The sequence below is a fragment of the Streptosporangium amethystogenes genome (genome assembly GCF_000721075.1).
GTDB lineage: Bacteria > Actinomycetota > Actinomycetes > Streptosporangiales > Streptosporangiaceae > Streptosporangium > Streptosporangium amethystogenes.
Window position 1 is genome coordinate 111,853 of record NZ_JOEQ01000031.1, and the last position, 25,988, is coordinate 137,840.

General features: G+C 68.8%; 25 protein-coding genes and 2 tRNA genes. 17 read left to right on the forward strand and 10 right to left on the reverse strand.

The genetic code is table 11. From position 1 onward, the window contains the following. Nucleotides 1–4: 4 nt before the first annotated feature. The 5 genes from IG98_RS0133890 to IG98_RS0133910 form a co-directional block, all read right to left on the reverse strand. Complete coding sequence (locus tag IG98_RS0133890; RefSeq protein ID WP_030921766.1) at nt 5–433, reverse strand: MaoC family dehydratase; 429 nt, start codon at nt 431–433, stop codon at nt 5–7. A gap of 1 nt (nt 434) precedes the next feature. Next, complete coding sequence (locus IG98_RS0133895) at nt 435–881, reverse strand: MaoC family dehydratase N-terminal domain-containing protein (protein ID WP_030921769.1); 447 nt, start codon at nt 879–881, stop codon at nt 435–437. Nucleotides 882–1,152: 271 nt separating this feature from the next. Then, nucleotides 1,153–1,317 carry a 50S ribosomal protein L33 gene (gene rpmG / locus IG98_RS0133900; RefSeq protein WP_030921771.1) on the reverse strand — a complete coding sequence of 55 codons (165 nt, stop codon included), beginning with the start codon at nt 1,315–1,317 and terminating at the stop codon, nt 1,153–1,155. A 79-nt stretch (nt 1,318–1,396) separates the two neighbouring features. Beyond that, nucleotides 1,397–1,470, reverse strand: a tRNA-Met gene (locus tag IG98_RS0133905). A gap of 201 nt (nt 1,471–1,671) precedes the next feature. Next, nucleotides 1,672–1,744: transfer RNA gene (locus IG98_RS0133910), tRNA-Thr, on the reverse strand. A 335-nt stretch (nt 1,745–2,079) separates the two neighbouring features. Here IG98_RS0133910 and IG98_RS0133915 point away from each other — a divergent pair. Then, a complete protein-coding gene (locus IG98_RS0133915) occupies nt 2,080–2,721 on the forward strand; it encodes a hemerythrin domain-containing protein (protein WP_030921773.1) in 642 nt (213 codons plus the stop codon). Nucleotides 2,722–2,829: 108 nt separating this feature from the next. On the opposite strand, the gene IG98_RS0133920 is transcribed toward IG98_RS0133915, so the two are convergent. Further along, nucleotides 2,830–6,141, reverse strand: a complete 3,312-nt coding sequence (locus tag IG98_RS0133920; protein ID WP_037971920.1) for an ATP-binding protein — start codon at nt 6,139–6,141, stop codon at nt 2,830–2,832. Nucleotides 6,142–6,196: 55 nt separating this feature from the next. Between IG98_RS0133920 and IG98_RS0133925 the strand changes: the two genes are divergently transcribed. The 15 genes from IG98_RS0133925 (at nt 6,197) to IG98_RS0133995 (ending at nt 21,324) form a co-directional block, all read left to right on the forward strand. Continuing rightward, entirely contained in the window at nt 6,197–6,511 is a 315-nt protein-coding gene (locus IG98_RS0133925) for a hypothetical protein (RefSeq protein WP_030921779.1), read from the forward strand. Nucleotides 6,512–6,799: 288 nt separating this feature from the next. After that, nucleotides 6,800–7,048 (forward strand): hypothetical protein, encoded by a 249-nt coding sequence (locus tag IG98_RS0133930; RefSeq protein ID WP_051753300.1) that lies wholly within the window; start codon nt 6,800–6,802, stop codon nt 7,046–7,048. A 229-nt stretch (nt 7,049–7,277) separates the two neighbouring features. Next, nucleotides 7,278–7,676: a YciI family protein gene (locus tag IG98_RS0133935; RefSeq protein ID WP_157594681.1), complete on the forward strand. Its 399-nt coding sequence runs from the start codon at nt 7,278–7,280 to the stop codon at nt 7,674–7,676. Between the two features lie 3 nt (nt 7,677–7,679). Beyond that, nucleotides 7,680–8,933, forward strand: a complete 1,254-nt coding sequence (locus IG98_RS0133940) for an RNA polymerase sigma factor (protein ID WP_030921787.1) — start codon at nt 7,680–7,682, stop codon at nt 8,931–8,933. A gap of 109 nt (nt 8,934–9,042) precedes the next feature. Then, nucleotides 9,043–12,756, forward strand: coding sequence for a nitrate reductase subunit alpha (locus tag IG98_RS0133945; protein ID WP_030921790.1), 3,714 nt, complete (start codon nt 9,043–9,045; stop codon nt 12,754–12,756). Continuing rightward, complete coding sequence (gene narH, locus IG98_RS0133950) at nt 12,756–14,558, forward strand: nitrate reductase subunit beta (protein ID WP_051753301.1); 1,803 nt, start codon at nt 12,756–12,758, stop codon at nt 14,556–14,558. Before IG98_RS0133945 ends, narH begins: the two co-directional genes overlap by 1 nt. Next, nucleotides 14,555–15,271, forward strand: a complete 717-nt coding sequence (gene narJ / locus IG98_RS0133955) for a nitrate reductase molybdenum cofactor assembly chaperone (RefSeq protein ID WP_051753302.1) — start codon at nt 14,555–14,557, stop codon at nt 15,269–15,271. Before narH ends, narJ begins: the two co-directional genes overlap by 4 nt. A gap of 75 nt (nt 15,272–15,346) precedes the next feature. Beyond that, a complete protein-coding gene (narI, locus tag IG98_RS0133960) occupies nt 15,347–16,081 on the forward strand; it encodes a respiratory nitrate reductase subunit gamma (protein WP_030921798.1) in 735 nt (244 codons plus the stop codon). 184 nt (nt 16,082–16,265) lie between these two features. Beyond that, nucleotides 16,266–16,850, forward strand: a complete 585-nt coding sequence (locus tag IG98_RS0133965; protein WP_030921801.1) for an HPP family protein — start codon at nt 16,266–16,268, stop codon at nt 16,848–16,850. Between the two features lie 75 nt (nt 16,851–16,925). Then, nucleotides 16,926–17,348, forward strand: a complete 423-nt coding sequence (locus IG98_RS0133970; protein ID WP_030921804.1) for a YchJ family protein — start codon at nt 16,926–16,928, stop codon at nt 17,346–17,348. A 450-nt stretch (nt 17,349–17,798) separates the two neighbouring features. Next, complete coding sequence (locus IG98_RS51145; RefSeq protein ID WP_157594677.1) at nt 17,799–18,584, forward strand: GAF domain-containing protein; 786 nt, start codon at nt 17,799–17,801, stop codon at nt 18,582–18,584. Between the two features lie 55 nt (nt 18,585–18,639). Next, the gene (locus IG98_RS0133980; protein ID WP_157594678.1) at nt 18,640–18,972 is read left to right on the forward strand and encodes a hypothetical protein; all 333 of its coding nucleotides are present in this window, start codon (nt 18,640–18,642) and stop codon (nt 18,970–18,972) included. A 120-nt stretch (nt 18,973–19,092) separates the two neighbouring features. Next, a complete protein-coding gene (locus tag IG98_RS0133985; protein ID WP_063766336.1) occupies nt 19,093–20,175 on the forward strand; it encodes a DUF6745 domain-containing protein in 1,083 nt (360 codons plus the stop codon). Between the two features lie 10 nt (nt 20,176–20,185). Beyond that, nucleotides 20,186–20,623: a hypothetical protein gene (locus IG98_RS0133990; RefSeq protein ID WP_030921815.1), complete on the forward strand. Its 438-nt coding sequence runs from the start codon at nt 20,186–20,188 to the stop codon at nt 20,621–20,623. A gap of 161 nt (nt 20,624–20,784) precedes the next feature. Beyond that, nucleotides 20,785–21,324, forward strand: a complete 540-nt coding sequence (locus tag IG98_RS0133995) for a hypothetical protein (protein ID WP_030921817.1) — start codon at nt 20,785–20,787, stop codon at nt 21,322–21,324. Nucleotides 21,325–21,364: 40 nt separating this feature from the next. Here the strand turns inward: IG98_RS0133995 and IG98_RS0134000 are convergent, their stop codons facing one another. The 4 genes from IG98_RS0134000 to IG98_RS0134015 all read right to left on the reverse strand — a co-directional run bounded on the left by IG98_RS0134000 (nt 21,365) and on the right by IG98_RS0134015 (nt 23,986). Beyond that, nucleotides 21,365–21,649, reverse strand: a complete 285-nt coding sequence (locus IG98_RS0134000) for a MoaD/ThiS family protein (RefSeq protein ID WP_245651834.1) — start codon at nt 21,647–21,649, stop codon at nt 21,365–21,367. Between the two features lie 8 nt (nt 21,650–21,657). Further along, nucleotides 21,658–22,773, reverse strand: coding sequence for a WD40/YVTN/BNR-like repeat-containing protein (locus IG98_RS0134005; RefSeq protein ID WP_030921823.1), 1,116 nt, complete (start codon nt 22,771–22,773; stop codon nt 21,658–21,660). Nucleotides 22,774–23,048: 275 nt separating this feature from the next. Beyond that, nucleotides 23,049–23,333: a DUF6204 family protein gene (locus tag IG98_RS0134010; protein ID WP_245651835.1), complete on the reverse strand. Its 285-nt coding sequence runs from the start codon at nt 23,331–23,333 to the stop codon at nt 23,049–23,051. Then, nucleotides 23,333–23,986: a TetR/AcrR family transcriptional regulator gene (locus IG98_RS0134015; RefSeq protein WP_030921829.1), complete on the reverse strand. Its 654-nt coding sequence runs from the start codon at nt 23,984–23,986 to the stop codon at nt 23,333–23,335. The genes IG98_RS0134010 and IG98_RS0134015 overlap by 1 nt, the downstream gene beginning before the upstream one ends. 250 nt (nt 23,987–24,236) lie before the next feature. Between IG98_RS0134015 and IG98_RS47615 the strand changes: the two genes are divergently transcribed. Next, entirely contained in the window at nt 24,237–25,670 is a 1,434-nt protein-coding gene (locus IG98_RS47615) for an Ig-like domain-containing protein (RefSeq protein WP_030921832.1), read from the forward strand. Nucleotides 25,671–25,988: the final 318 nt, after the last annotated feature.

A 25,988-nucleotide genomic window follows, 5' to 3' on the forward strand; every position in this document is an offset into this window, starting at 1 on the left:
GCGCCTACGACAGCTGGACCACCGCGCGGGCCTTGGACAGGACCCGGGAGTCGTTGGACCTGGCGGTCAGGGCGACCACCACACGCTTGTCCTCAAGCTTCTCCTCGATGATCCCGCTCACGGTGATGACGGCGCCCTGTTCGTCATCCGGTACGACGACCATGGAGGAGAAGCGCACCCCGTAGTCGACGACCGCGCCCGGGTCGCCCGCCCAGTCGGTGACGAACCGTCCCCCCTGGGCCATGGTGAACATGCCGTGGGCGATGACGTCCGGTAGCCCGACGGTCTTGGCGAAGCGCTCGTTCCAGTGGATGGGGTTGAAGTCACCGGACGCCCCGGCGTACATCACCAGGTTGGCGCGGCGCACCGGGTAGTCGGCGGGCGGGATCTGGAGACCCGTCTCGACCTCGTCGTACTTGACAGTCGCAGCCATCTCAGCCCGCCCCTCCACGCTCGACGATGGTGTTGTAGGTCGTGCACACGGGCTCGCCGTCGACGGTGCTGACCTCGCTCTTGACGGTGATCAGCTCATTGCGGCCGACGTTGCGGATGTCGGTCACGGTGGAGACGCTGACCAGCTCGTCCCCGGCGTGGATCGGCCGCCGGTACTCGAAACGCTGCTCGCCGTGGACCACCATGGCGAAGTTCAGCCCGAGCTCGGGGTCGGCCAGGATCGTCCCCCCGGCCAGGCTGAACACGATGGGGAAGGTCGGCGGGGCGATCACATCGGGATGTCCGGCCGCCTGGGCGGCCTCCCTGTCCCGGTAGATCGGGTTGTCGTCGCCGATCGCGGCGGCGAACTCTTTGATCTTCACCCGGCTGACCTCGTACGGCGAGGAGGGCGCGGACGCCCGCCCGATGAAGTCACGGTTCAAGGCCATCGTGCTCCTTAGCGGATACCGAGCCGGCGAGGCCGGAACCGGTGGGTCGGGCCGACAGTAACAGCACAGGATTCCAAGGTGTGCCCTCGGGGCCACCAGGAAACCGTAGCCCGAGACCACTACGGCTCCGCCTGTCCGCCGCGGTCAATACCCGGGTGGAAAAGCTGTGCGGATACGACAAACCGGCGCCCGTTTGAGGACGCCGGTTTTCGTGGAGTATGTGCGTGCCCATCAGACACTCATCTCCCACCGGAGCGGGAGGCTTCGCGGACTAGCGAGTCTCGCGGTGCGCCTGGTGCGTCTTGCAGTTCGGGCAGTACTTCTTCAGCTCAAGCCGATCCGGGTCGTTGCGCCGGTTCTTCCGCGTGATGTAGTTGCGGTGCTTGCACTCCTGGCAGGCCAGCGTGATCTTCGGCCTAACGTCGGTGGCAGCCACTTGGGAGTGCCTTTCTACGTTCGGGACAGTGGACAACCCACAGCAGAACCCCTCTGTGAGAGGGGACCCCGGTGGGTAGTAGCGGAGGCCGGACTTGAACCGGCGACACAACGATTATGAGCCGTTTGCTCTGCCTGACTGAGCTACTCCGCCTTGAGGCCGATGGAATCGACCGACCTCGCAAGGATACCCGACCCGCAGAGTGCCTGCGTACTTGTGCAGGTCAGGGCGACCTCTTCTGGGTTACCCCAGTATGCCCGTTCATGCCTCGGGAACCTTGAGTGTTTTCTGGCTGACTTAAAGGCCAGCCAAGCCGAAAGCCCCAACCCGAAGGTCAGGGCTTTTAGGCTGTTGAGCCCCTTTACGGAATCGAACCGTAGACCTTCTCCTTACCATGGAGACGCTCTGCCGACTGAGCTAAAGGGGCCTGTCCGTGTCGCTCTCGCTTGCGGACAGGTGTAACCATACACGGCTCCGGAGCGGGATGCGAAATCAATCGGGGACCGTCCGGATCACCACACGTCCTTCCCCGGGGATCACCTGGGACCGCCGCAGGCACCCCGGATCCGGCCTCCGCCCGGGAGCCCCCAACGACCTCCACCACGGCCGCCACGACGGGCACCGGGCGGCAGTGGAGGCGCGTCCTCGCCAAGTCCGCCACGTCGGGAGCCGGATGATCACCAAGTAGCCGCCAAGTAGCTCATAAGAGGGTTGCCGCACCGTGGTTGGGTAAGCACCCGCACCCCCTAAGGAGCCCCCGAGATGACCCCGGAACTGCTGGGATTCCAGATCACCCACCGCGCCATGCGCGCCGACACCCGCCGCCTCGCCGAGCTCGCGAACCAGCTGACCACGGGACGGCAGGTGACCGATCCGGCCCGCGCCCGCGCCATCGCCGAATTCATCACGACCCTGAACCAGGGCATCCACCATCACCACACGATGGAGGACGAGGTGCTCTGGCCCGTCCTCGAACGGTCCGCCGGAGCCGCGGTGGACCTGCGCGACCTCAGTGACGACCACGCCGACCTCGACCCGTTGCTGGCCGAGATCAACGGCCAGGCCGCCGCGTTCGCCTCGACCGGCAACGCCTCCGTACTCGTCAAGTCCCTCACCCGGCTGGCCGACATGCTCGACGAGCACATCGTCGAAGAGGAGCGGCTGCTCTTCCCGATCATCAAGAAGTACGTGTCCGTCGCCGACTGGGAGACGGTCGAGACGGCGGTACGCAAGGGCGGGAACGTCAAGGTCGATCTGCCGAGGATCGAGCAGTACGCCAAGCCCGACGAACTGGCCCGGCTGCGCAAGCTCGCCGGTCCCATGCTGACGCTGATGCTCTCCCTGTTCCGGCGCGGCCACCGGCGCCGTCAGCGGCTCGTCTTCGGCCCCCTCGCCGACCTCTGATCCGGACCGCACCGCCATGCCGTCCCGGAGCATCGACCCCCGCGGCATGATCCGGCACCGGACCCGGTGTGCCCGCTACCGCCCTGGGCGGGCCGCCCATGCGCGGCTCTAGCCTCCCGACGCCTGGCCCCTGCTTTCCGCGAGTGCCTCCGTCGCCCTGCGCGCCCAGTGTGGCGAGCCGATCCGCTCGGCGACCCGTCTCGCCTGCTCGTAGTGGGCACTCGCGTCGCGTCCGAGGAAGACGGCCAGGTCACCCAGGATCAGGGCGACCGGACCCAGCGTGACCGATCCGGAGTGCATCCCGGCCAGCTCCCCGTCCCAGGGCAGGAGCTTCCGGTAGCAGCCTTCGGCCACCGCCCGGTCGCCCAGCGCGATCGCGCTCTCCCCGCGCAGTCCCTGCCAGAAAAGCCAGTAGTAGTCCAGGTGCGGCTCCTGGTCGGGTTGCCAGTAGGCGCGCGCCTCGTCCACCCTGCCCTCGGCGACCAGCGCCCGGACGATGAGGTCGGCCAGCCCCTTGGGAACGAAGGAGTACAGCGTCAGCAGTTCCGTCATGTCGTGCGGCACGCCGCCCGCCAGCCGGACCACGAAGCGGCCCAGGGCACCGATGACGTGGGCGTTGGCCCCGCCCGCGGCCACCATCCGCTCGCCGACCGCCAGGTATGACCGTTCCGCGCCCTCGAAGTCGCCCTTGATCAGCATGACCAGGGTGTCGAGCATGGACAGCACGCTCAGCGCCAGCACGAGCTGGCCGGTGGTGGAGTGCTCCAGGGCGCGATCCGCGTGCCGCCTGGCCGCGGCCACGTCGCAGCGGCCCAGGCTGACCATGAACAGGGCGTGGTGCCCCTGCATCGCGTACCCGGGCAGCTCGTCGCGGTCGCCCAGGTAGGCCAGCTCCCGGCCCAGGACCTCCAGCTCGTCACGGCGGTCCGGGGTCAGCAGCACGAAGTAGCGGGCGTTCAGGGCCAGGCAGATGAGATCGCTGCGACCCACCCGCCGGGCGATCATGATCGCCTCGGCGCTGTAGGCCAGGCAGCGCTCGTCGTCGTGCCCTTCCAACTCGAAGACGAGCGCGGCCAGCAACCGGCAGCGGGTCTCGTCGTCGGCGCCGTCCAGCGCCTGCACCAACGCCTCGACGAGCGGCTGGTCCACGCACCTGTCCGGCTGGATCGACCAGGTCACCGGGGCGTCGTAGGCGGTCAGCGCCCGGTTCAGGCCTTCACCCAGCTGCCGCGCCAGGGCGATGGCCCGCTTCCGGTTCTCCCTGGCGGCCAGCACGTTGCCCTCGTGCGCCTGGACCCGCACCAGCGAGCAGAGCAGGTCGAGCCGGAGCGCGTCGTCGGCGGCGAGGTCCAGCGCCCCCCGGTAGAACGTCTCGGCCTCCCGGTAGGAGTGCATGCCGCGCGCCTGCTCGGCCGCCGCCCTGGCGTAGGACACCGCCCGCTCCGCTGAGACCGCGGTGGCCCCGGTGGCCGCGGCGAGCGCGTGGTGGGCCAGCGCGGTGACCTCTCCCGGCCTGACCTGCTCCAGCGCGCCGACGACCCTGCCGTGCAGGCGAACCCGGCGCAGTCCCGGCGTGTCCTCGTACAGCGTCTCCCGGACGAGGACGTGGGCGAAGCGCACCCGGCCCGGCGCGGGTTCGGTCAGCAGCCCGGTCAGCACGCCCGCCTCCAGCGCTTCGAGCACGGTGTCCTCGTCGGAACCGTCCAGGGCGAGCAGCACGTCGACGTCGACGTCCCGCCCGACGACGGCCGCGTCCCGCAGGGTTCTCTGGGCCGTCGCGGGCAGCCTGGCGATCCTGCGCCTGATCAGGTCGCGCACGCCCGGCGGCAACGCGCGGGCGGCCGAGGTGCCGTCCGTGGTGATCAACCGCGCGGTCTCGCAGACGAACAGCGGGTTGCCGCCGGTGCGCTCGGCCACGGTCCGCGCGGTCACCGCGTCCACCTCCCGGCCAGAACGCTCACGCAGCAGCAGCGCCACGTCCTCGTCGCCGAGCCCGTGCAGGTCGAGCCGGTGGGTGTCGCGCCCGGCCAGGGCCGCCCAGGTCGCCCCCAGGTGGTCGACGGCCTCGGTGGGCCGGTAGGTCGCGACGATCATGATGTCGACCTCGGCGACGCCCGTCGCGAGGTGGCGCAGAAGCTGGAGTGTCTCGCTGTCGGCCCGGTGCACGTCCTCCATGACCACCAGCAGCCGAGTGCCCTGCCCGACGATCCGGGACAGGTAGTCGCCCACTGCCCGGGCCAGGAGAAACGGTCCCGCCGGCTGGGCATCGTCGCTCAGCAGCGGCGCCAGCCGGACGGCCAGGTCGTCCTGGGGCGGCCGGTCCGCGGCCAGCGCGCGCAGCACCTCGCTCCACGCCCAGGCGGGCGGCGCCCCGCCGTCGGTCTCCGGGCACTGCCCGGTCGCGGTCAGCCAGCCACGTGCCGCCTGCCGCCTGGCGAAGGCCGTGGCCAGCGCGCTCTTGCCCGCTCCGGGGTCTCCGCCCAGCCAGACCGTGCGCAGCCCGCCCCGGTCGGCGACCGCCTGCAGCGCCGCCATCTCCTCGGTACGGCCCACGAGGTCGGCTACCGGGGCGGTGGCGAGGTCCGGCGGGTCCGGGGCCCGCCACCCGTCCCGCTCCGGCTCTCCCGTGGTGGCCCTGTCGGCACCGGAGGCGGGCGTGGCCGGGCGGTTCAGGGAGTCGGCGTGGGCGAGGATGTCGCCTTCCAGCGCGCGCAGCGCGGGACCGGGATCCACCCCCAGCTCGTCGGCGAGGGTCCCGCGGGCCTTCCTGATCGTGGCCAGGGCATCGGCCTGCCGACCGGCTCGGTAGTAGGCCAGGGCGAGCAGCCGGACGGCGTTCTCCCTGAGAGGATGTGCTCGGACGTGCTGCTCAAGCTCGATCTCGGCGTTGCGGCCGAGCACCAGCAGCGCCTCCGCCCGGTGCTCCACGGCGACCAGCCGCAGCTCGCCCAGCCGTACGGCCTCGGGCTCCGCCCACTCGTCGTCGGCGAACTCCGCGTAGGCGGGCCCCTGCCAGAGCGCGAGTGCCCGGTCCACCGCCTCCAGGGCCCGCGCCCCGTCTCCCACGGCGAGCGCGGCCCCGGCGGCGTCGACCAGGCGGGGGAACAGCCAGGCGTCCACCCGCTCGGGCTCCAGCCGGAGGCGGTAACCGGGTGCGGCACTGACCAGTACCGTGGCGGGTGTGCGCGGCAGCCGTCCGGGTTCGAGCGCCCGTCGCAGGTTGGACACATAGACCTGGAGGGCGGCCAACGCCTTGGGAGGGGGTTGCCCGCGCCACAGGTCATCAATGAAACGATCGGTGGAGACCACGTGTCCACCCGCCGCGACGAGCCTGGCCACCACGGCCCGCTGCCGGGAGGTGCCGAGGTCGACCGTACGACCATTGATCTCCGCTTGAAGCGGACCAAGAACTCGCAACATAGCAAAGGGCAGGATAAGCGTCCTCAGACCGCTTTTGGTGAACATCGGGAGCAGAATGCTGCAAGACCGTCGCAAGGAAACGATCCGGGCGCTCGACGAGAGCGACCGGCCACACCTGTACTGGCACGGGGTGGACGGCGACGGCCACGTATGGCTGTTCGAGACCGTCATCGACAGCGGCGGGGAGTACTGGCCGGTGCGCCACGCCGAGCTGGGCTCGGACGGCGTGGCCCGTACGTACTCGTGGAGTCATATCGAGGACGAGCACGGCTTCCTGGCCGAGGGCCCGATCTATCCCGGCGACTTCGGCCTGAACTCCTTGACCTCCGAGGAGTTCGAAACCCTGTGGGCGGCGCTCAGCGGGCGATGAGTTCCTCCCCGGGGGGGGCTCGTCCCGCCGCCCGGGCGGGGTCCTCGGGGTGACCGGGACGGTCGGGCGGGGTCCTCGGGGCGACCGGGAGTGTGCGCGAGCTGGAATCCGGACATTCACCGAATACGCACGAAGCTAACGGTCAAAAAGTATATAACTTCACTTTCTAGCGATTTTCTAATGTTTTCGATCACTACTCGGCAGTAGTTCCGGTCCCGCCGTAAGTCCGGCATATTGAGATGACAAAGCGGGTTATTTCGCATATAGGCATGGAGGTAGGTTGCTCGCATGAGCGGAACGCCCGGCCTGAGAATGGCAGCCTCGGACATGACCGCGCTGAGCCTGTGGACCGCCGACGCGGTGGTGCTGTTCGACTGGCTCATCAGCGTGGACCTTGATCAGATCCCCGTCCGGCACATGGCGCAGAAGCAGGCCCTGATGGACCTCCTCCAGCAGCTCGACCGGAGCATCCCCGGTCACACCCAGGCCGACATCGAGCAGGCACACCGGCTGCTGACCCGCGAGATGGGCCTGTAGTCCCGCCCGCCTTCCCCATCTCCGGCCGCCGCGACGAGCGGGACCGGGCCCACGCCCACGGCGCCGGACACCCGTCCCGCTGCGGCTCGCCGGGTGTGCCGGGCGAACTCCGGCAGATTTTTCTGCACGAATGTCCAGCAGAATGTCGAGAACGACCGGGTCTGCTTCTACCTGTGGGTGAGAACGCCGAGAACGGCGTTCGAACGTGAGGAGCGAAGACGTGAAATACATGATGCTGATGCAGTTCAGCGGGCAGATGCAGGATGAGATCCCGCCGATGCACATCTGGCCCGTCGAGGACGTCAAGGCCCACATCGAGTTCATGCACGACACGAACAGGAAGTTCATCGAGGCCGGGGAGTTCGTGGACGCGCAGGGGCTGGCGGCCCCGGAGCAGGCCAGGATCGTCCGGGCCGGCGAGGGCGGCGCGCCCGTCATCACGGACGGCCCGTTTCCCGAGACGAAGGAGTTCCTGATCGGCTACTGGATCATCGACTGCGACAGCCCCGAGCGCGCCGTCGAACTCGCCGCGCACGTCTCGGCCGCGCCCGGCCCCGGCGGCAAGCCGTTGAACATGCCGATCGAGGTGCGCGAGGTGATGTCGGCAGCCCCGTCCGAGGAGCTGTGACCGCTGGATAGCCCGGCCATCGACGACCTGCTGCGCCAACTGGTGCCGCAGGTCGTCGGTGTGCTCACCCGTCGCTTCGGAGACTTCACCGCCGCCGAGGACGCGGTCCAGGAGGCGCTGCTCGACGCCATCGCCCAGTGGCCGGCGGAGGGCGTACCCGCCAATCCGCAGGGGTGGCTCATCCAGGTCGCGTACCGCCGGATGACCGAGCAGGTGCGCAACGAGCAGGCCCGCCGCCGCCGGGAGGAGCTGGTGGCCACGCAGGCGCCTCCCGAGCTGCGTACCGCCCCGCCGGCGGACGACACGCGCGTGAGGGACCGGGACGACACGCTGACCACGCTGTTCCTCTGCTGTCACCCCGCGCTGACCTCGGCCTCGGCGATCGCCCTCACCCTGCGGTCCGTGGGCGGCCTGACCACCGCCGAGATCGCCAGGGCCTTCCTGGTGCCCGAGGCGACCATGGCACAGCGGATCAGCCGGGCCAAACAGCGCATCAAGGCGTCCGGCATCCCCTTCGGCATGCCCGCTCCCCAGGAACGGGCGCGGCGGCTCGGCTCGGTGCTGCACGTGCTGTACCTCATCTTCAACGAGGGCTACGCCAGCAGCGCCGGCCCCGACCTGCAGCGCGTGGAGCTGTCCCGCGAGGCGATCAGGCTGACCAGGATGGCTCACGACCTGCTCCCCGACGACCGCGAGGTGGCCGGGCTGCTCGCGCTGATGCTGCTCACCGACGCCCGGCGCCCCGCGCGGACCGGCGCGGACGGCGCCCCGATCCCGCTGGCGGAGCAGGATCGGAGCCTGTGGGACGGCAGGGCGGTCGCCGAGGGGATCGCGCTCATCACCGACACCCTGGCCAGGGGCGCGGTCGGTCCCTACCAGCTCCAGGCGGCGATCGCCGCGGTCCACGACGAGGCGCCGACGGCCGAGGAGACCGACTGGCCGCAGATCCTGGCCCTGTACGGCCTGCTGGAACGCATGTCCGACAACCCGATGGTCTCGCTCAACCGCGCCGTCGCCGCCGCCATGGCGCACGGCCCCGCGACCGGCCTGGAGATGCTCGGCGAACTCGAAGACCGCCTGTCGGGACACCACCGCTTCCACACCGCCCGGGCCCACCTGCTGGAGATGGCCGGTGACCCGCGGGCGGCCGTCGACGACTACCGTGCGGCGGCGAGCCGCACGACGAGCACCCCGGAGCGCGACTACCTCACCACCCGCGCCGCCCGGCTCACCACCGCGGGGCAACCGGACCGGTGAGCCTGAGCCCCCAGGTTCTTCGCCCACGTGATATCGAAGCTAAGCGGTGAATACCCAAAGTTTGCGGGCCTGACCGGTTGCCCGACACATCCACCGGTAGATACACCCCATGGTCAACAAACGGACGGCCGGGAAACCCACAACGGAGGGAGCGGCGGAGGCGCTGCTACGGGTGGGGCGGTTTTTCAGCCGGGGCACCTACTCCGATGACCTACGGGATGTCTCCTACCGGGGGGGCAGGAACTCGGACACCTTCTACCGGGACCGGTGGTCACACGACAAGATCGTGCGGTCCACCCACGGGGTGAACTGCACCGGATCGTGCAGCTGGCGGGTGTACGTCAAGAACGGGATCATCACCTGGGAGACGCAGGAGGTCGACTACCCGACGGCCGGCCCCGACCGGCCCGAGTACGAGCCGCGAGGGTGCCCGCGGGGGGCGGCGTTCTCCTGGTACACCTACTCGCCGACCCGGGTGCGATACCCGTACGCGCGCGGGGTGCTCGTGGAGATGTACCGCCAGGCCAAGGAGCGGCTCGGGGACCCGTTGCTGGCCTGGGCGGACGTGGTGGGCGACCCGGAGCGGCGGCGACGCTACCAGCAGGCGCGCGGCAAGGGCGGGCTGGTGCGCATCAGCTGGCCGGAGGCGCTGGAGATGATCGCCGCCGCCCACGTGTACACCATCAAGAGGTACGGTCCGGACCGGATCGCCGGGTTCACTCCCATCCCGGGCCAGTCGATCCTCTCCCACGCGATCGGTACCCGGTTCCTGGCGCTGATCGGCGGCCAGGCGCTGTCGTTCTACGACTGGTACGCCGACCTGCCGGTGGCCTCCCCGCAGGTGTTCGGCGACCAGACCGACGTACCGGTGTCCGGCGACTGGTGGGACGCGGCCTACCTGATCATGTGGGGGTCCAACGTCCCGGTCACCCGGACACCGGACGCGCACTGGATGGCCGAGGCCCGCTACAACGGCCAGAAGGTCGTGGTGGTCTCCCCCGACTTCGCCGACAACACCAAGTTCGCCGACGACTGGCTCCATCCCCATCCGGGCACCGACGGCGCGCTGGCCGCCGCGATGGGGCACGTGATCCTGCGGGAGTGGTTCGTCGAGCGGCAGGTGCCGTACTTCGCCGACTACGTCCGCCGCTTCACCGACCTGCCGTTCCTGGTGACGCTGGAGGAGCGGGACGGCTCGTACATCCCCGGGCGGTTCCTGCGCGCCGCCGACCTCGGTGGAAAGCCGGCCACGCTCGAACACGCCGCCTGGCGCACCGTGCTGCTGGACGACGCCACCGGCACCCCGATCATCCCGAACGGCACGGTCGCCGACCGCTGGTCGAAGGAGGAGGGCCGGTGGAACCTGAGGCTGGGCGACGTGGTCCCCCGGCTCACCCTGTACGGCGACGCGGAGGCCACCGGCGTCGAGGTGCTGCTGCCCCGCTTCGACACCGCCGACGGCTCGGGCGCGGTGCTGCGGCGCGGCGTACCCGCGGGGCGGGTGACACCCGGCGGGCCGCTGGTCACCACCGTCTTCGACCTGCTGCTGGCCCGCTACGGGGTGGGCCGGGACGGACTTCCCGGCGACTGGCCGACCGGCTACGACGACGCGGCGGCACCCGGCACCCCGGCCTGGCAGGAGACGATCACCTCGGTGCCGGCCGCCGCCGCCACCCGGATCGCCAGGGAGTTCGCCCGGACCGCCGAGCGCACCGACGGCCGCTGCATGATCCTCATGGGGGCGGGCACCAACCACTGGTTCCATTCGGAGACCACCTACCGCAACTTCATCACCCTGCTGCTGCTCACCGGCTGCGTGGGACGCAACGGCGGCGGCTGGGCGCACTACGTCGGCCAGGAGAAGTGCCGACCGCTCACCGGCTGGGCCACGCTGGCCACCGCCGCCGACTGGCAGCGGCCCAGCCGGCAGATGATCGGCACCGGGTTCTTCTTCCTGCACACCGACCAGTGGCGCTACGACCACTTCCGTGCCGACGCCCTGGCCTCACCGCTCGGGGCGGGCCGCTTCGCCGGGATGACCGCGGTGGACGTCCTGGCCCAGTCCTCCCGGCTCGGCTGGATGCCCACCTACCCCACCTTCGACCGCAACCCGCTGGACCTGGCCGACGAGGCGCGCGCCTCCGGCCGGGACCCGAACGAGCACATCGCCGCCGAACTGGCCGCCGGCCGGCTCGGCTTCGCCGTCGACGACCCCGACCATCCGGACAACTGGCCGCGCATCCTCCTCACCTGGCGGGCCAACCTGCTGGGCTCGTCCGGTAAGGGCGCCGAGTACTTCCAGCGCCACCTGCTCGGCACGCACGACAACCTGCGGGCCACCGAGGCGCCCGAGGAGGTCCAGCCACGGGACGTGCGCTGGCGGGATCCGGCCCCCGAGGGCAAGCTCGACCTGCTGCTCTCCGTGGACTTCCGGATGACCTCCACGACGCTGCTGGCGGACATCACGCTGCCCGCCGCGACCTGGTACGAGAAGCACGACCTGAACGCCACCGACATGCACCCGTTCGTGCACTCGTTCAACCCCGCGGTGGAACCGCCCTGGCAGGCGCGTACCGACTTCGAGATCTTCAACGACATCGCCAGGGTCTTCTCCGAGATGGCCGTCCGGTACCTGGGAACCCGGTACGACCTGGTGGCCACCCCGTTCAACCACGACACGCCCGGCGACCTCGGCAACCCGCTGGGCACCGCCCAGGACTGGCGGGCCGACTCCTCGACACCGGTGCCGGGTAAGACGATGCCGGCGCTGACCGTCGTCGAGCGGGACTACACCGCGATCGCCGACCAGATGCGCACGCTCGGCCCGCTCGCCGACTCCAAGGGGTTGCCCTGCAAGGGCGTCGTCTACGAGGTGGGCTCCGAGCTCGCCGAGCTCGCCGCCGCGAACGGAACCGCGCGCGGCGGCCCGGCCGACGGACGGCCATTGATCGACACCGGGAAGAAGGCGTGCGAGGCGATACTCGCACTGTCCGGCTCCACCAACGGACGCCTGGCCGACCAGGGCTTCCGCACTCTGGACCGGCGGGTCGGCTCCGGAGGCGGCCTGGCCGGACTGGGCCGTGCGGACGCGGATCGGCGCATCCGGTTCGCCGACACCCAGGCGCGACCGCAGCAAACCCTCACCAGCCCCGAGTGGGCCGGTGACGAGAGCGGCGACCGCCACTACAGCCCTTTCACCATCAACGTCGAGCACGCCAAACCCTGGCACACCCTCACCGGACGCCAGCACTTCTACCTCGACCACGACTGGATGCGGGAGCTCGGCGAGAACCTGCCGATCTACCGGCCGCCGTTGAACATGCACCGGCTGTTCGGCGAGCCCGTCCTCGGTGAGAACGGCACGCGGGAGGTGACGGTCCGGTATCTCACCCCACACAACAAGTGGTCCATCCACTCGGAGTACCAGGACAACCTGATCATGCTGTCGCTGTCCCGGGGCGGCCAGGTGATCTGGATCAGCCCGCAGGACGCCGAGGCCGTCGGCGTCGTCGACAACGACTGGATCGAGGCGGTCAACCGCAACGGCGTCGTGGTCGCCCGGGCCATCGTCTCGCACCGGATGCCGGCCGGGACCGTCTACATGCACCACGCCCAGGATCGGGTCATCGCGGTGCCCAGGAGCGAGGCCACCGGGCGGCGCGGCGGCATCCACAACTCGCTGACCCGCGTACTGCTCAAACCCACCCACCTCATCGGCGGCTACGGGCAGCTGACCTTCTTCCCCAACTACTTCGGCCCGGTCGGCACCCAGCGGGACGAGATCACCGTGCTCCGGCGGCGTGCCCAGGAGGTCGAGTACTGATGCGGGTGATGTCGCAGATCGCCATGGTGATGAACCTCGACAAGTGCATCGGCTGCCACACCTGCTCGGTCACCTGCAAGCAGACCTGGACCAGCAGGCCCGGGGTCGAGTACGTGTGGTTCAACAACGTGGAGACCCGTCCCGGACAGGGTTATCCGCGCCGTTACGAGGACCAGGAGCGGTGGCGCGGCGGCTGGAGGCTGACCCGGCGGGGCCGGCTGGTCCCCCGGTCCGGGGGCCGGCTGCGCCGGCTGGCGAGCATCTTCGCCAACCCGCTGCTGCCCAACATCCGCGACTACTACGAGCCGTGGACGTACGACTACCAGTCGGTCGCCGAGGCGCCGCTCGGCGACGACTTCCCGGTGGCGGCGCCCCGGTCACTGCTCAGCGGCAAGCCGATGAGCACCATCGCCTGGTCGGCGAACTGGGACGACAGCCTGGGCGGCATGCCGCAGCACGGCGAGGACGACGTCATCCTCAACCGGATCCAGGAGAAGATCAAGCTGGAGTTCGAGCAGACGTTCATGTTCTACCTGCCGCGGATCTGCGAGCACTGCCTCAACCCGTCCTGCGTGGCGTCCTGCCCGTCCGGCGCGCTGTACAAGCGGGTGGAGGACGGGATCGTGCTGGTCGACCAGGACCGCTGCCGGGGGTGGCGGATGTGCGTGACCGGCTGCCCGTACAAGAAGATGTACTTCAACCACAGGACCGGCAAGGCCGAGAAGTGCACCTTCTGCTTCCCGCGGATCGAGGTCGGGCTGCCCACCGTCTGCTCGGAGACCTGTGTGGGGCGGCTGCGGAACATCGGCGTGCTCCTCTACGACGCCGACCGGGTGCCGCAGGCCGCCGCCACCCCGCGGGAGCAGGATCTCTACCCGGCGCAGCTCGGTGTCTTCCTCGATCCCCACGACCCGCAGGTCGGCGTCGAGGCCGAGCGGGCGGGCATCCCGCACGAATGGATGGAGGCGGCCCGCCGCTCTCCCGTCTACGACCTGATCACCAGGTACGGGGTGGCGCTGCCCCTGCATCCGGAGTACCGCACGCTGCCGATGGTCTGGTACGTGCCGCCGCTGTCCCCCGTGGTGGAGGCGATCACCGCCGCCGGGCACGACGGGGAGGACCACGAGAACCTGTTCGGCGCCATCGAGAAGCTGCGCATCCCCGTCTCCTACCTCGCCGGACTGTTCACCGCGGGCGACCCGGCCCCCGTCGAGCTGGCACTGCGGCGGCTGGCCGCGATGCGCGCCCACCGGCGGCGGCTCAACCTCGGTGACGCCGCCGATCCGGCGATCGCCGAGTCGGTCGGCTTCACCGTCGAGCAGCTGGACGACATGTACCGGCTGCTGGCCCTGTCGAAGTACGAGGACCGTTACGTCATCCCGACCGCCGGCGCCGGGGACGTCCGCGCCCTGGAGGAGTCGGCGCTGACCGGGTGCAGCCTGAACTACGAGGGCGGTCCCGGGATGGGGGGCGGCACCGCCTCGGGGCCGTTCGGCGAGGCGTCCGGACGTCCGGCGCCGCTGTCCGTGGAGACCTTCCACATCCTGCGTGACCGCAGCACGGCGGACACCTCCGCCGACACCTCCGGCCTGCGCGGCCGGGTCAACCTGCTCAACTGGGACGGCCGTGGCCTGCCCGAGGGGATGTTCCCGCCCGGGGCGGGCAACGGCTCGACCGGCTCACGAGACGGCGAGACGGCCGGGGGCGCCGGACCGGACGCCGGCGCCGGCGAGATCACCGGGCGACCTCCCCAGGAAGGCGAGACCACTCGACGGCCGTTCCAGAAGGGGCCGAACCCGTGAGACCGCGCTGGACCTCCCGGAAACGGAGACCGTCCGCGAACGACCGGGCCGTGGTGCGCCGGGCCGCCGGACTGTGCCTGGACTATCCCGACCGGGATCTCTTCGACCGGCTGCCGCTGATCCGGGCCGCGCTCGCCGAGAGCGGCGCGCATCCGACGGTGGCCGCCGTCGCCGGGTTCGTCGACCACCTGGCGGCCGAGGAGCCGTTGCGGGCCGAGAAACACTATGTGGCGACCTTCGACACCCGCAACCGCCGTTCGCTGCACCTGACCTGGTGGAGCGACGGGGACACCCGCCGCCGGGGGTTCTCGCTGGCCACGCTCAAGTCCCGCTACCTGGCCCGCGGGCTCCTCCCCCCGGACGGCGCCGAGCTGCCGGACTACCTGCCGGTCGTCCTGGAGTACGCGGCGCTGGAGCCCGAGGACGGCACCGCGCTGCTGCTGGAGCACCGGGCCGCCCTGGAGTCGCTGCGGTTCGCCCTCATCGAGGCCGGCACACCGTACGCGGCGCTGCTGGAGGCGGTGTGCGGCACGCTTCCCGGCCCCTCCCCGCGCACCCGCGAGGAGGCCCGCGCCCTGGGGAGACTCCCGTTGAACACCGGACCGGAACCGGTCGGCCTGAACACCACCGGCCTCCTCCCGCCGATCCTCCTCCCGAACCCGGCCGGCAGTCCCATCGACAGTCCCATCGGCGATCTCGGAGGCATCGGATGACCTCGTACACCTCGGCCAGGAACCGGCAGGCGCGCCGGAGAACACCGTCGGACAGCAGAGTCCCGGAGGTCCGTGATGCCCTCGCCCGCTGACGTCTTCCTGTGGGGGGCGCTGCCCTACGCGGCCGTCGCCCTGCTCGTCACCGGCCTCATCTGGCGGTGGCGCTACGACAGGTTCGGCTGGACCACGCGTTCATCGGAACTGTACGAATCGCGGTTGCTGCGGTTCGGCAGCCCGATCTTCCACGTGGGACTGCTGTTCGTGCTGGCAGGTCACCTGATCGGCCTGTTCATCCCGCAGGGCTGGACGGACGCCATCGGCTTCGACGAGAACGACTACCACACGATGGCGCTCTGGGTCGGCATAACCGCCGGGGTGCTCACCTTCTTCGGCATCATGCTGCTGATCTGGCGGCGCCGCACCACCGGGCCGGTCTTCCTCGCCACCACCGTCAACGACAAGATCATGTACGTCTTCCTGGTCGGCGCGCTGGGCCTCGGGCTGTCCACCACGCTGATCAACGCCTCCGGGCCCGGCTACAACTACCGGACGGACATCGCCCCCTGGGTGCGCAGCCTGTTCGTCTTCCAGCCGGAGGTGTCGCTCATGGCGAACACGCCGGTGGAGTACCGCATCCACGCGGTGTCCGGACTGCTGCTGTTCGCGATCCTGCCGTTCACCCGGCTGGTGCACTCGTTCACCGCCCCGGTGCCGTACCTGTTCCGCCCCTACATCGTCTACCGGGCCCGCGACCCGCACGTCATCGGCACCACCGCACCCCGGCGCGGCTGGGAGCGGAGCGACATCTGACCACTCCCCGGCGTGCCTCGTCCCTCAAGCCCGCGAACGGAGCAGCCTCTGACCATCCGGCTTGAGACGCGGTGCCTGTCGTCCGTCAAACCCGCGGCCCGCACATCCCCGGCGCGACCGGGAACGGCGCGATATCCGACCATCCCCGGCCAGAACGCCGGGGTCTCCAGTCCCAGGAGATCCGATGAACGACCGGCCCCGGCACGGGATCGCCGCGCTCCAGTTCGACGAACTGGTGCGGCGTTACCCGGAACGGTTGGTGCGTGCCGTATACAGCGGTCTCAACAGCTTCATCTCGCTGGGACTCATGGCGATAATCGCCTACACCACCAACGCCCCGTTCGTCTTCCCGTCCCTGGGTCCCACGGCGTTCCTGCTCTTCTACACGCCGCGGAGCGCTTCGGCCTCGCCGCACAACAGCCTGATCGGGCACCTGATCGGTGTGCTGGCCGGCTGGTTCGCGCTGGCGGTCACCGGACTGCTGGACACCCCGCCCGACCTGGAGAGCATCGGTCCCAGTCGGATTCTGGCCTCCGCCATCGCGCTCGGCCTGACCTGCGGGCTGATGCCCGTGTTCGACGCCGCACATCCGCCGGCCGGCGCCACCACCCTCATCGTCGCGCTGGGCCTGCTGCGGACGCCCCCTCAACTGGGCATCATGATGCTCGCGGTGCTGGTCATCGTCATCCAGGGATTCGTGATCAACCGGATGGCGGGCATCCCCTATCCGCTGTGGCTCCGGCCGCCCAACGACAACGAAACCACCTGATCCACCGCCCCGCCTCGCCGGCGTGCAGGGGCGTCGGGGGCGAGCGGACCGGCGGGCCTGAGCCACAATGGAGCCATGTCCCCGCGCACGCCACGCCCGCGACCGGTCCGCGCCACCCCGGCGACCTGCCCCTGCGGGCTATCTTCGGCCTACGACGACTGCTGTGGCCGGCTGCACCGCGGGGAGACCAAGGCGAGCACCGCGGAGCAGCTGATGCGCTCCCGCTTCAGCGCGTTCGCCGTGCACGACGAGGCGTACCTGCTCCGCACCTGGCACCCCACGACCAGGCCGCCCGGCGTCGACTTCGACCCCGCGCTGTGCTGGACGCGCCTGGAGATCCTCGGCGGCACCGAGGGCGGCCCGTTCTCCACCTCGGGCACCGTCGAGTTCCGCGCCCACTACACCGAACGCGGCCGTCCAGGCGAACTCCGGGAGAACAGCCGTTTCGTCCGCCACGACTACACCTGGGTCTACCTCGACGGCGACGTCAGTAAATAACCGGGCATCTTCCGGCCTCCTGTTCCAGCCGGCGCTTCTCTTCGGGCTTGTTCGCCTTGTTTTCCGGGGAGTGCGCCTCCTCTTCCGCAGCTCTGCCCGCCCGCGTACCTCCGTACGACGTTCGCCGACACCGGGATCGTAGGAGCCCCCCGTTCACCGGAGAGCGTCCATGGGCACGTCCGGCAGAGGTCCTACGGAGGCACCGCCCACCAAGATTTCCTATATGGCACATTGGTCCCCGAAAAGGAAAAGCCACGACTAATTCGGTTAACAGAAACCTGAAATAAGTACCCAAACACAAGGGTGCGAGATTTGCACTCTTCCCGAGAGGGACACACCTTCCCCATTTCTCCTGTCACGCTCCAATAGCCTCAGCTAAGGTCACTGTTCACCCAGGAACGATGCCGGCTTCACAGGCCGCCCCCTATATTCCCTCGGTGGAGCCCGACAATGTCCAAAGCGGCGATCCGCAGGCCAAAAACCATCACCATAATTCGAAATTTTGTTCTATGGATGATGACGGCGGGCGGTACGGCCATATCGGTCATTTTCGGACCACTCGCAGGACAGGGCGGCGAGGATCAGACAAGGAATCTGATTCTCACCACCGTGGGAGCATTGGGGCCAGTAATCGCAGCAGCGATTAGCCAGGTACGTGCGTATCGCGCGAAACGAGGGCAAGAGGAGATCGAGGGGCGATCCATCCTCGCAGTAAGGACAGCACTTTCGACCGCTGTGCACTTTTTGCGAGAGATAGCGGCAGAAGAAGGCAAAGACAAGAAGCAGGAGCTCATGGGAAGCTTCATGCAGAGCGTGGTAACAGCGGCCGTCACGCTCAGCAGCGCCCCCAAAAGCCGTTGCGGCTTCTTCCGGATCAACGGAGACACCATGAAGTGCACGGTCTTCAACGGCACGGACGGGCGAGCAGACCGATCCGACACGGTCTTCACCAAGTCCAGCACGGACAAAGCTGGCGAAGCCATGTTCCGCCTTGTCAAATCCGGCGAATTTGCCCATTATCCGGATATACGGGAGAACGCACCCCCCGGCCTTGAGGCTGGACGCAGCTACCGAACTTTCATCGCGGCAGCCGTTATCGCAGGTGAGAAGCCATACGGCGTTCTAACGATCGACTCTCCCGAGGCGAACTCCTTTGGAGAGCGGGACACTCAGATCATGAGGATGCTGGCAATTCTCATGGCGGCCGGTCTGGCTCTTCTACCAGAAAGCGCTTGAGATGGCCTTGGCACGGGAACGTATCGGAGTGAGTTCCGACTCTAGGGAGGGCCGGATGAAGCCACGAGTGGAGAAGGTAGTCGATCAAGAGTCTGTTCGCTGGATCGAGCAAGGCGCCCGACTCGATGCGCAGTTTTTCCGGACCGCGCACCGGGATGCTCTCACAGAAGCTCAAGATGATCTGGCCAGACGCCAGATCCAGCAGGTGAATCGGCATTCACGCGAGGTCTTCGTCTGGCTGGGCATAACCCTGGCGCTTCTTGTCTCCCTGCCGTTCGCCGGGGTCACCGACTCTCCCGTCCTTGCCTCCCTGGGAATCTCAGCCCTGGCGATCGTCCTCGGCCGCCTGGGGATCCTGTTCACGGAGCCCTCAGAGCGGCATCGTTGATCCGCCGAGTAAAACCCGTCTCCATCCGACAGCCGTGCCCATCCGCGGTAGACGCGCGCCGCGTCGATCTGTCATCATGCCGGACATGATCGTGAGAAAGGACGACGCCACCCTCATCCGGTGAGCGTTCTCGTGCGGCGAGAAGCCGCTGAAATCCGTGAAGAATGGCTGGGCCGGGCGTTGTCGACGCTGCCCGCCGACCGTCCGGCCGCAGAGGCCGCCATCTCCGGGCTCTACCACCTGATCGGGCTCGCCCCACCACGTTTCCACTGGGTCTCCTCGCCGGTCACGGCCCTGACAACCGTCCCGCCGGGGATACGTACCCGGCCCTCGGAGACCGCCGACCGGGTGTCCGCGTGGCCACTGCCGTCACAGTTCTCCTCGCTGATGAGACAGCTGTGCCTGGCACTCGACGCCCAGGTCAGATGGGGCCATCAGTCGATGGACCGGCTGATCCGCCAGAAGGTTCGCAGCCCGCTCGCACTGTCCACCGAAGGTTCACTGCGCATGCCGCTTCTGGCGGCGCACGACTCGCGACACCGCTTTCAGAGCACCTGGTACGACACACAGTGCGTCTCCTGGATCGCCCACTACGACGCTCTCCGCCGGGCGGCCGGCGTGCTCTTCACCCCCGAGCAGAACCGGCAGCTTGATCTGTGGGCGGCGGTGGCCCGGTCAGGTGGCTGGTGGTGGCCTCGTGAAGGCGCGTGCGTCATCTCCGAGCGCCCCGTCACCATGCGCACGGAGGTGTGCGGCGACGACGGCGAGGTACGGCTGCACAGCGCGGACAGCCCCGCGGTGCGGTACGCCGACGGGTGGGACGTGCACGCCTGGCACGGGACGCGGGTGCCCTCCTGGGTGATCACCGATCCGAGCGTCCAGCGGATCGGGCGGGAGGCCAACGTCGAGGTCAGGCGGTGCGCGATCGAGCACATCGGCTGGGCGTCCTACATCGACCAGGCCGGGCTGCGGCTGGTCGCCTCCGCTCCGGACCCCGGCAACCCCGGCTCGGAGCTGCGGCTCTACGACATGCGCAGGGAGACCAGGGTGCTCCTCGCGGTCAACGGGTCCGTCGAACGCGACGGGCAGCGCCGCCGGTACGGGCTGACCGTGCCCGGTTTCCTCGACGATCCGATCGCCGCCGCCGGCTGGACCTACGGGCTCTCCGCCGAGCAGTACTCCCTTCTTCTCCGCCGAACCTGAGGTGATCTCCATGACCGTGACTCTCGCTTCGCTCTCCCAGCAGACCGGACTCGCCGTGCTCGACCACCTTGAGCGGTCGGCGAGCATCCCCGTCGTCCACGGCCTCCAGGCCCAGGGCGACCTCATCGTCATCCCGCTCCCCGTCATCGCCTCCTCCGTGAAGGTCTGGCCCGACTCCCACTGGAAGGACGTGCCCGGCGAGGGGGTCGAACTACTCCGCGGCGCGGCCGGGGGCAACCCGCACACCCTCGTCGCCGACCCGGGCACCTGCCGCTGGACGACCCATGTGCTGGACTCCGACCAGCTGGCGATCGGCGTCTTCGAGACCTCGGCCGTCGCCTACCTGCTCCATCCCGAGCACGGCGCCACCGGCTGCCCACCGGGCACTTACGTCATCCGGCGCCAACGCGAACACGAGGGCCAGCGGGCCCGCCTCGTCGCGGACTGAACAACACAGGCCGAAGGCACGGCGGCCCAGCCCGGGGGCCGCCGTGCCTGCTCGGCAGCGGCCGATACAGGCCGAGGTAGAGGTGAGCTCCCAGTGGTGGAGCAGCGCGGTCATCCCCAATCTCTGAACACCTCATCCAGTCCCCTGGAAAGCTGGGCACCATGAGCGACGTCAACGTGGAGCAGGTCGCGCGGCTGTTGAGGGAGCGTAACTCTGTCGACGAGAAAATCGCATCGATTATCCAGCGCCCTGTGGCCTCCGGCCATCTGGGCGAGTGGATCGCGGCACAGGTCTTCGGAATCGAGTTGGAGCCGTCCGCCGTGACCGCCGCGGTCGACGGGCGGTTCTCATCTGGCCCATTGCGCGGGCAGACGGTCAATGTGAAGTGGTACCTCAAGCGCGAGGGCCTTCTCGACGTAACCGAGGGGCCGGCATTGGACTTCTATCTCGTGCTGACGGGACCCGCGTCGAGAGCGTCTTCGTCACGAGGCAGCACTCGCCCCTGGTGTATCGAGTCGGTGTACCTGTTCGATGCCAGGCGGTTAATCACCGAGCTGCGTGCGCGTGGAGTCAGAATCGGAACCGCGTCCAGCGTTCGAGCCACGCAGTGGGCAGCAGCCGAGATCTACCCGCGGGCCGGCAACCCGGCGCTTCCCGTACGCCCAGAACAAGCGGAGTTGCTGTGGCTCTTCGCGCCCTAGAAGCCCAGGTCAGAGATTCGTCCCTGCCTGGGCTTCTCGTCTACCCGCCCGCCATGGCTCCCACGACCATGAACGGCTCGGCCCCCGTTGCGACCGGCTCGGGCAACGGGGTGTCCGGCAGTTCGTGGGACAGATCCTGTTCGCAGGCGAAGAACCTCACGAATGGTCGACGCCGCTGCGTGACGTGATCACGGATCGTCCCGCGCAACATCGGATAGCGGGCCTCAAGCGCGTCGAGGACCGAGCGCTGCGTGACCTGCCCCTGAACGTCGATCCTCACCTCGCTTTCGGCACGTGCGAGGTTCCGCAGATGCGCCGGGAGCACGACACGGATCATGGCAGCGTTTGGACTTCGACCGACAACACGGCCGGGAGGTCTCGGGCGATGGGCGCCCAGCTGTCGCCGGCGTCGGCCGAGGCGTACACCTGTCCGCCGGTCGTGCCGAAGTACACGCCGCACGAATCCAGCGAGTCGACGGCCATCGCGTCCCGTAGCACGTTGACGTAGCAGTGGCTCTGTGGCAGCCCCTTCGTGAGCGGCTCCCATTCGTTTCCGCCCGTCCGGCTGCGGTACACACGGAGCTTTCCCTCGGGCGGGTAATGTTCCGAGTCGCTCTTGATCGGAACGACATAGACGGTGTCCGGCTCGTGCGCGTGGACGGCGATCGGGAATCCGAAGTCGCTGGGCAGGTCGCCACTGATCTCGTACCACGACTCACCGGCGTCGTCACTGCGCATGACGTCCCAGTGTTTCTGCATGAAGAGCACCTCTGGACGTGACGGGTGCATCGCGATGTGGTGGACGCAGTGACCGACCTCGGCATCCTGGTCAGGAATGCCCTCGGACCGCAGGCCACGATTCATCGGCCGCCAGCTCTTGCCGGCGTCGTCCGTTCTGAACACACCCGCCGCCGAGATCGCCACGACGATACGCCCGGGATCGCGCGGGTCTTGAATGATCGTGTGCAGACACATCCCACCGGCACCCGGTTGCCAGGAGGGCCCTGAGCGATGGTCGCGCAGCCCAGGTAGCTCCCGCCAGGTCTGCCCGCCGTCCACCGAGCGGAACAGGGCGGCGTCTTCGACCCCGGCGTAAACCGTGTCCGGATCGGTCAGCGAGGGTTCGAGATGCCAGACTCGTGCGAACTCCCATGGATGCGGCGTGCCGTCGTACCACTGGTGAGTGCCGGGGACACCCTCGTACTGGAACCGGTTGCCGACCGGTTCCCAGGTCGCACCGCCGTCGTCGGAACGCTGGATCAACTGTCCGAACCAGCCACCGGACTGCGACATGTACAGCCGAGACGGATCAGCGGGAGATCCCGTGAGGTGGTAGATCTCCCAGCCCCCGAAGTGGGGGCCACTGATGTCCCATCGCTCGCGCCTGCCGTCCGACGTCAGGATGAACGCGCCCTTGCGCGTGCCAACCAGCACTCGTACACCACTCATCGGCGTTCCTTTCCGACCTTGGTGCCGAGCTGTGTCGGCACTGCGGCCACGCTCCGGATCGTCCGACCGGGCTCGGAGTCGACTCCATTCGCGACATGCCCGCCACGGTCGTGGCCACGACGCTACGGCAGCCCCCCGACAAAATCGCCGCACGCCGCGGTGAGCGTTTCTCATCCTGCTTCGCGGAGCTGGACTCGACAGTCCTCCAGCGAAGGGTCCCGTGACTGGTCAGCGGTCGTGGCCGGGGATGACCCGTACACCCTCGTCTCAGTGGCTCACCCGCGCCGGCCTTTCCGGCGGATCTTGATTTGCCGCATGTCCGTCACCTCGACGTGAAGGACCTGATACGGGTGGCCATGCGCGTCCAGCGCCGCCGTCGCCTCCCGGACGGCATCGTTCTCGCCGTCGTCCAGGCCCGCGGGCACCTCGCAGCGGAAGGTGAAGGCCGAAAGAGTCGAGTCGTGAGTGAAGGTTCCCGCCTCGGTGAAGGCGGTTCCCCCCGCGGCCAGGACGGCGGCGCGCCCGACGTCGTCCAGCCCGCCGAACTTGCCGCGGATCATCACTCTGAACATGCTTGTTCCTCTCGTACGGCATAGCCGAGAACGCGTTCGCCGAGCAGGTCCTCGAAGGTGTCCAGGAGGGCCAGCACAGCCTTGGCGATCGCGTCGGGGTTCTCTCCCGCCGTGGTGCGCCTGCCGATCTCGGCGTAGACCAGCGAGTGGAGACAACCGAGTTGCCAGGCCACCATGCGGGGCAGTGGATCGTCCGGCGCGGCCCCGGTCTCCTCGGCGAGGGCGTCGGCGAGGGCGTCGGTCATCTGCTGGGCGAGGTCGCCCAGCCGGGCGGTGAGCGTGGGAGCGGCCAGCATCATCTCGAAGACGCGGCCGAACCCGTCGGTCAGCCCCATTTTGCGGTCGCGCCGCCGTACCTCCTCACGCAGCCCGGTCAGCACCGCCCGCACGGCGGACTCGCCGTACGGGCGCTGCCGCACGATGTCGGCGAGCCGCTGCGGGGATGCCTGGTCCGGCGGCAGGACGAGGTCCTCCTTGGACGGGAAGTAGTTGTAGAGGGTGTTCACGGAAACCTCCGCCGCAGCGGCGACCTCGGCGATCGTGACGCGCTCGAAGCCCCGCCGCACGAACAGGCCGATGGCCACATCGGAGATGCGCTGCCGCGTCTGCCGCTTCTTCCGTTCCCGCAGCCCTTCAGACATGGCCGGAAGTCTAACTCCACTCCAAATATGAAGTCGACTTCAATTTTGACATGGACTGCGCTTTTGCCTTCGACAGGTCCTCATCACCCATCCATCACCCGGACGCCCTCAAGAAGGACCCCGTGCACGCGGTGCGACACGGGGATCACGCAATTCAGCACCTAACGCGACAGGGCGAATGCGGAGAGTAGCTTCACTGTGAAGTCGATCTACGAAGACATCCCTAATACAGACCGGGAGTTCAGCGTTGATGTCACAACGATCCGGGTCCGCGCTCACCGCGCTGGCCTGCGCCTTCCTGACGCTGCTGGCCACATCGGGCATACAGGTGGCGGCCGGTGCCGACGCGCACGCCGCCACCACCGTGCGGCAGGCCGTCACCCGAGCCGCCGCCGCGCCCTGCGTCCGGCCGGGGCAGACGACCTACCCCGTCAGCTACTACTGGAAGAACGTACTCGGCATGAGGCTGGGCAGCGGGTCGGTCGCGGTCGACACCTCCCCCTCCCTGTGGGGCGGACAGATCACACCGGGCGGCACCTTCACTCTCACCCTGACGCACCGCACGGCCCAGTGGCCGCTGCTGGTCAGGAGCTACACCACCACGTGGGACCTGTCGTCACTGCTGGCAAGCGCCGATATCGTCAGCCAGTCAGGGGCCGGCACCATCAGTGGCACCACCCTGTCGATCGCCTCGTCGGGCACCAAGACCGACCCACCCGCGAAGGTGATCACCTTCCAGGTCAGGCAGGGCACCGTCGGGGGCAGCATGACCATCCGGCCGACCGGGATCAGTAGCGTCATCGCCGCTCCGGGCCAGCTCGAAGGCAACACGCCCGCCTCCCCGATCCAGATCGTCGACGGGCAGTCCATCTCACCCACCAGGGCCGCCGACGACACCGCCACCACCACCGTCATGCGGGGCACCCCCGTCAGCGTGCCCGTCCTGGCCAACGACACCGCCGCCGCACCGACGATCAGCAGCGTCACCAAACCCGGCAACGGCACCGCGACGATCTCCGGCAGCAACGTGATCTACACACCCACCGCGGGCTTCAGCGGCACCGACACCTTCACCTACACCATCACCACCGCCTGCGGAACCAGCACCGCCACCGTCACCATCACCGTCATCTGCGACTACACACCGGTCAACCTGGTCAACGGCAGCTTCGAGGCGCCACCGGTGGCCACGATCGACTGGTCCATCCCCGACGCCTCCACCAACCCGAGCGTCGGCTGGCACACCACCGCCACCGACAACAAACTGGAGTTCTGGCGGGGCGGCGCGAGCGGAGTCCCGGCGGCCGACGGCCGGCAGTTCGCCGAACTCAACGCCAGCGAGGTCTCCACGCTCTACCAGGACGTGCCCACCGTTCCGGGAACACCGATGACCTGGTCGCTCTATCACCGAGGCCGCCTCGGTACCGACGTGATGCGGGTGCTCATCGGCGCCCCCGGCGCGACCGTGGCCCAGACCCCCGCCGGAGCCTCCTCCCCGGACATCTCCGACGACAACACCGCCTGGCGCCAATACACCGGGGTGTACGTCGTACCTCCGGGACAGACCACCACCCGATTCGCCTTCGAGTCGGTGTCGGCCGCGGGAGGCACCCCGACGGCCGGCAACTTCCTGGACGGCGTGGCATTCGAGGCGCCGACCTGTCCTGCGCGGAAGGCCGGCTGACCGCCGACGCGCATTCCCGATGACGGCCGCGAACAGCCGAACATACGAGAGGAGCCCCGCCGGCGGCGGGGCTCCTCTCCGATTGAGGACGCGTGTCGCCGAGGCCTCCGAGTAGGCGGCGGGCCGTCTCCCACCCGCCGCGCTTCAGACACCCAACACGCCGATGCCGACCTCCTCGCTCCGGATACCGACCAAAGAGAACTGAGTAGCTTCATCAGGCTCCGAAAGTTTTCGGCGAGTTTCTCCAGGTAAAATCGCATACTTCATCCATGAAACATTCATTGTAACGAAATATTCCGGAAATCCATTGACACCTTT

Excerpts from the sequence above, each read along its gene's own strand:
- IG98_RS0133890 (WP_030921766.1), bottom strand. The coding sequence starts at position 433 with ATGGCTGCGACTGTCAAGTACGACGAGGTCGAGACGGGTCTCCAGATC.
- IG98_RS0133895 (WP_030921769.1), bottom strand. The coding sequence starts at position 881 with ATGGCCTTGAACCGTGACTTCATCGGGCGGGCGTCCGCGCCCTCCTCG.
- IG98_RS0133915 (WP_030921773.1), top strand. The coding sequence starts at position 2,080 with ATGACCCCGGAACTGCTGGGATTCCAGATCACCCACCGCGCCATGCGC.
- IG98_RS0133920 (WP_037971920.1), bottom strand. The coding sequence starts at position 6,141 with ATGTTGCGAGTTCTTGGTCCGCTTCAAGCGGAGATCAATGGTCGTACG.
- IG98_RS0133925 (WP_030921779.1), top strand. The coding sequence starts at position 6,197 with ATGCTGCAAGACCGTCGCAAGGAAACGATCCGGGCGCTCGACGAGAGC.
- IG98_RS0133930 (WP_051753300.1), top strand. The coding sequence starts at position 6,800 with ATGAGCGGAACGCCCGGCCTGAGAATGGCAGCCTCGGACATGACCGCG.
- IG98_RS0133935 (WP_157594681.1), top strand. The coding sequence starts at position 7,278 with ATGATGCTGATGCAGTTCAGCGGGCAGATGCAGGATGAGATCCCGCCG.
- IG98_RS0133945 (WP_030921790.1), top strand. The coding sequence starts at position 9,043 with ATGGTCAACAAACGGACGGCCGGGAAACCCACAACGGAGGGAGCGGCG.
- narH (WP_051753301.1), top strand. The coding sequence starts at position 12,756 with ATGCGGGTGATGTCGCAGATCGCCATGGTGATGAACCTCGACAAGTGC.
- narI (WP_030921798.1), top strand. The coding sequence starts at position 15,347 with ATGCCCTCGCCCGCTGACGTCTTCCTGTGGGGGGCGCTGCCCTACGCG.
- IG98_RS0133965 (WP_030921801.1), top strand. The coding sequence starts at position 16,266 with ATGAACGACCGGCCCCGGCACGGGATCGCCGCGCTCCAGTTCGACGAA.
- IG98_RS0133970 (WP_030921804.1), top strand. The coding sequence starts at position 16,926 with ATGTCCCCGCGCACGCCACGCCCGCGACCGGTCCGCGCCACCCCGGCG.
- IG98_RS51145 (WP_157594677.1), top strand. The coding sequence starts at position 17,799 with ATGTCCAAAGCGGCGATCCGCAGGCCAAAAACCATCACCATAATTCGA.
- IG98_RS0133980 (WP_157594678.1), top strand. The coding sequence starts at position 18,640 with ATGAAGCCACGAGTGGAGAAGGTAGTCGATCAAGAGTCTGTTCGCTGG.
- IG98_RS0133990 (WP_030921815.1), top strand. The coding sequence starts at position 20,186 with ATGACCGTGACTCTCGCTTCGCTCTCCCAGCAGACCGGACTCGCCGTG.
- IG98_RS0133995 (WP_030921817.1), top strand. The coding sequence starts at position 20,785 with ATGAGCGACGTCAACGTGGAGCAGGTCGCGCGGCTGTTGAGGGAGCGT.
- IG98_RS0134005 (WP_030921823.1), bottom strand. The coding sequence starts at position 22,773 with ATGAGTGGTGTACGAGTGCTGGTTGGCACGCGCAAGGGCGCGTTCATC.
- IG98_RS0134010 (WP_245651835.1), bottom strand. The coding sequence starts at position 23,333 with ATGATCCGCGGCAAGTTCGGCGGGCTGGACGACGTCGGGCGCGCCGCC.
- IG98_RS0134015 (WP_030921829.1), bottom strand. The coding sequence starts at position 23,986 with ATGTCTGAAGGGCTGCGGGAACGGAAGAAGCGGCAGACGCGGCAGCGC.
- IG98_RS47615 (WP_030921832.1), top strand. The coding sequence starts at position 24,237 with ATGTCACAACGATCCGGGTCCGCGCTCACCGCGCTGGCCTGCGCCTTC.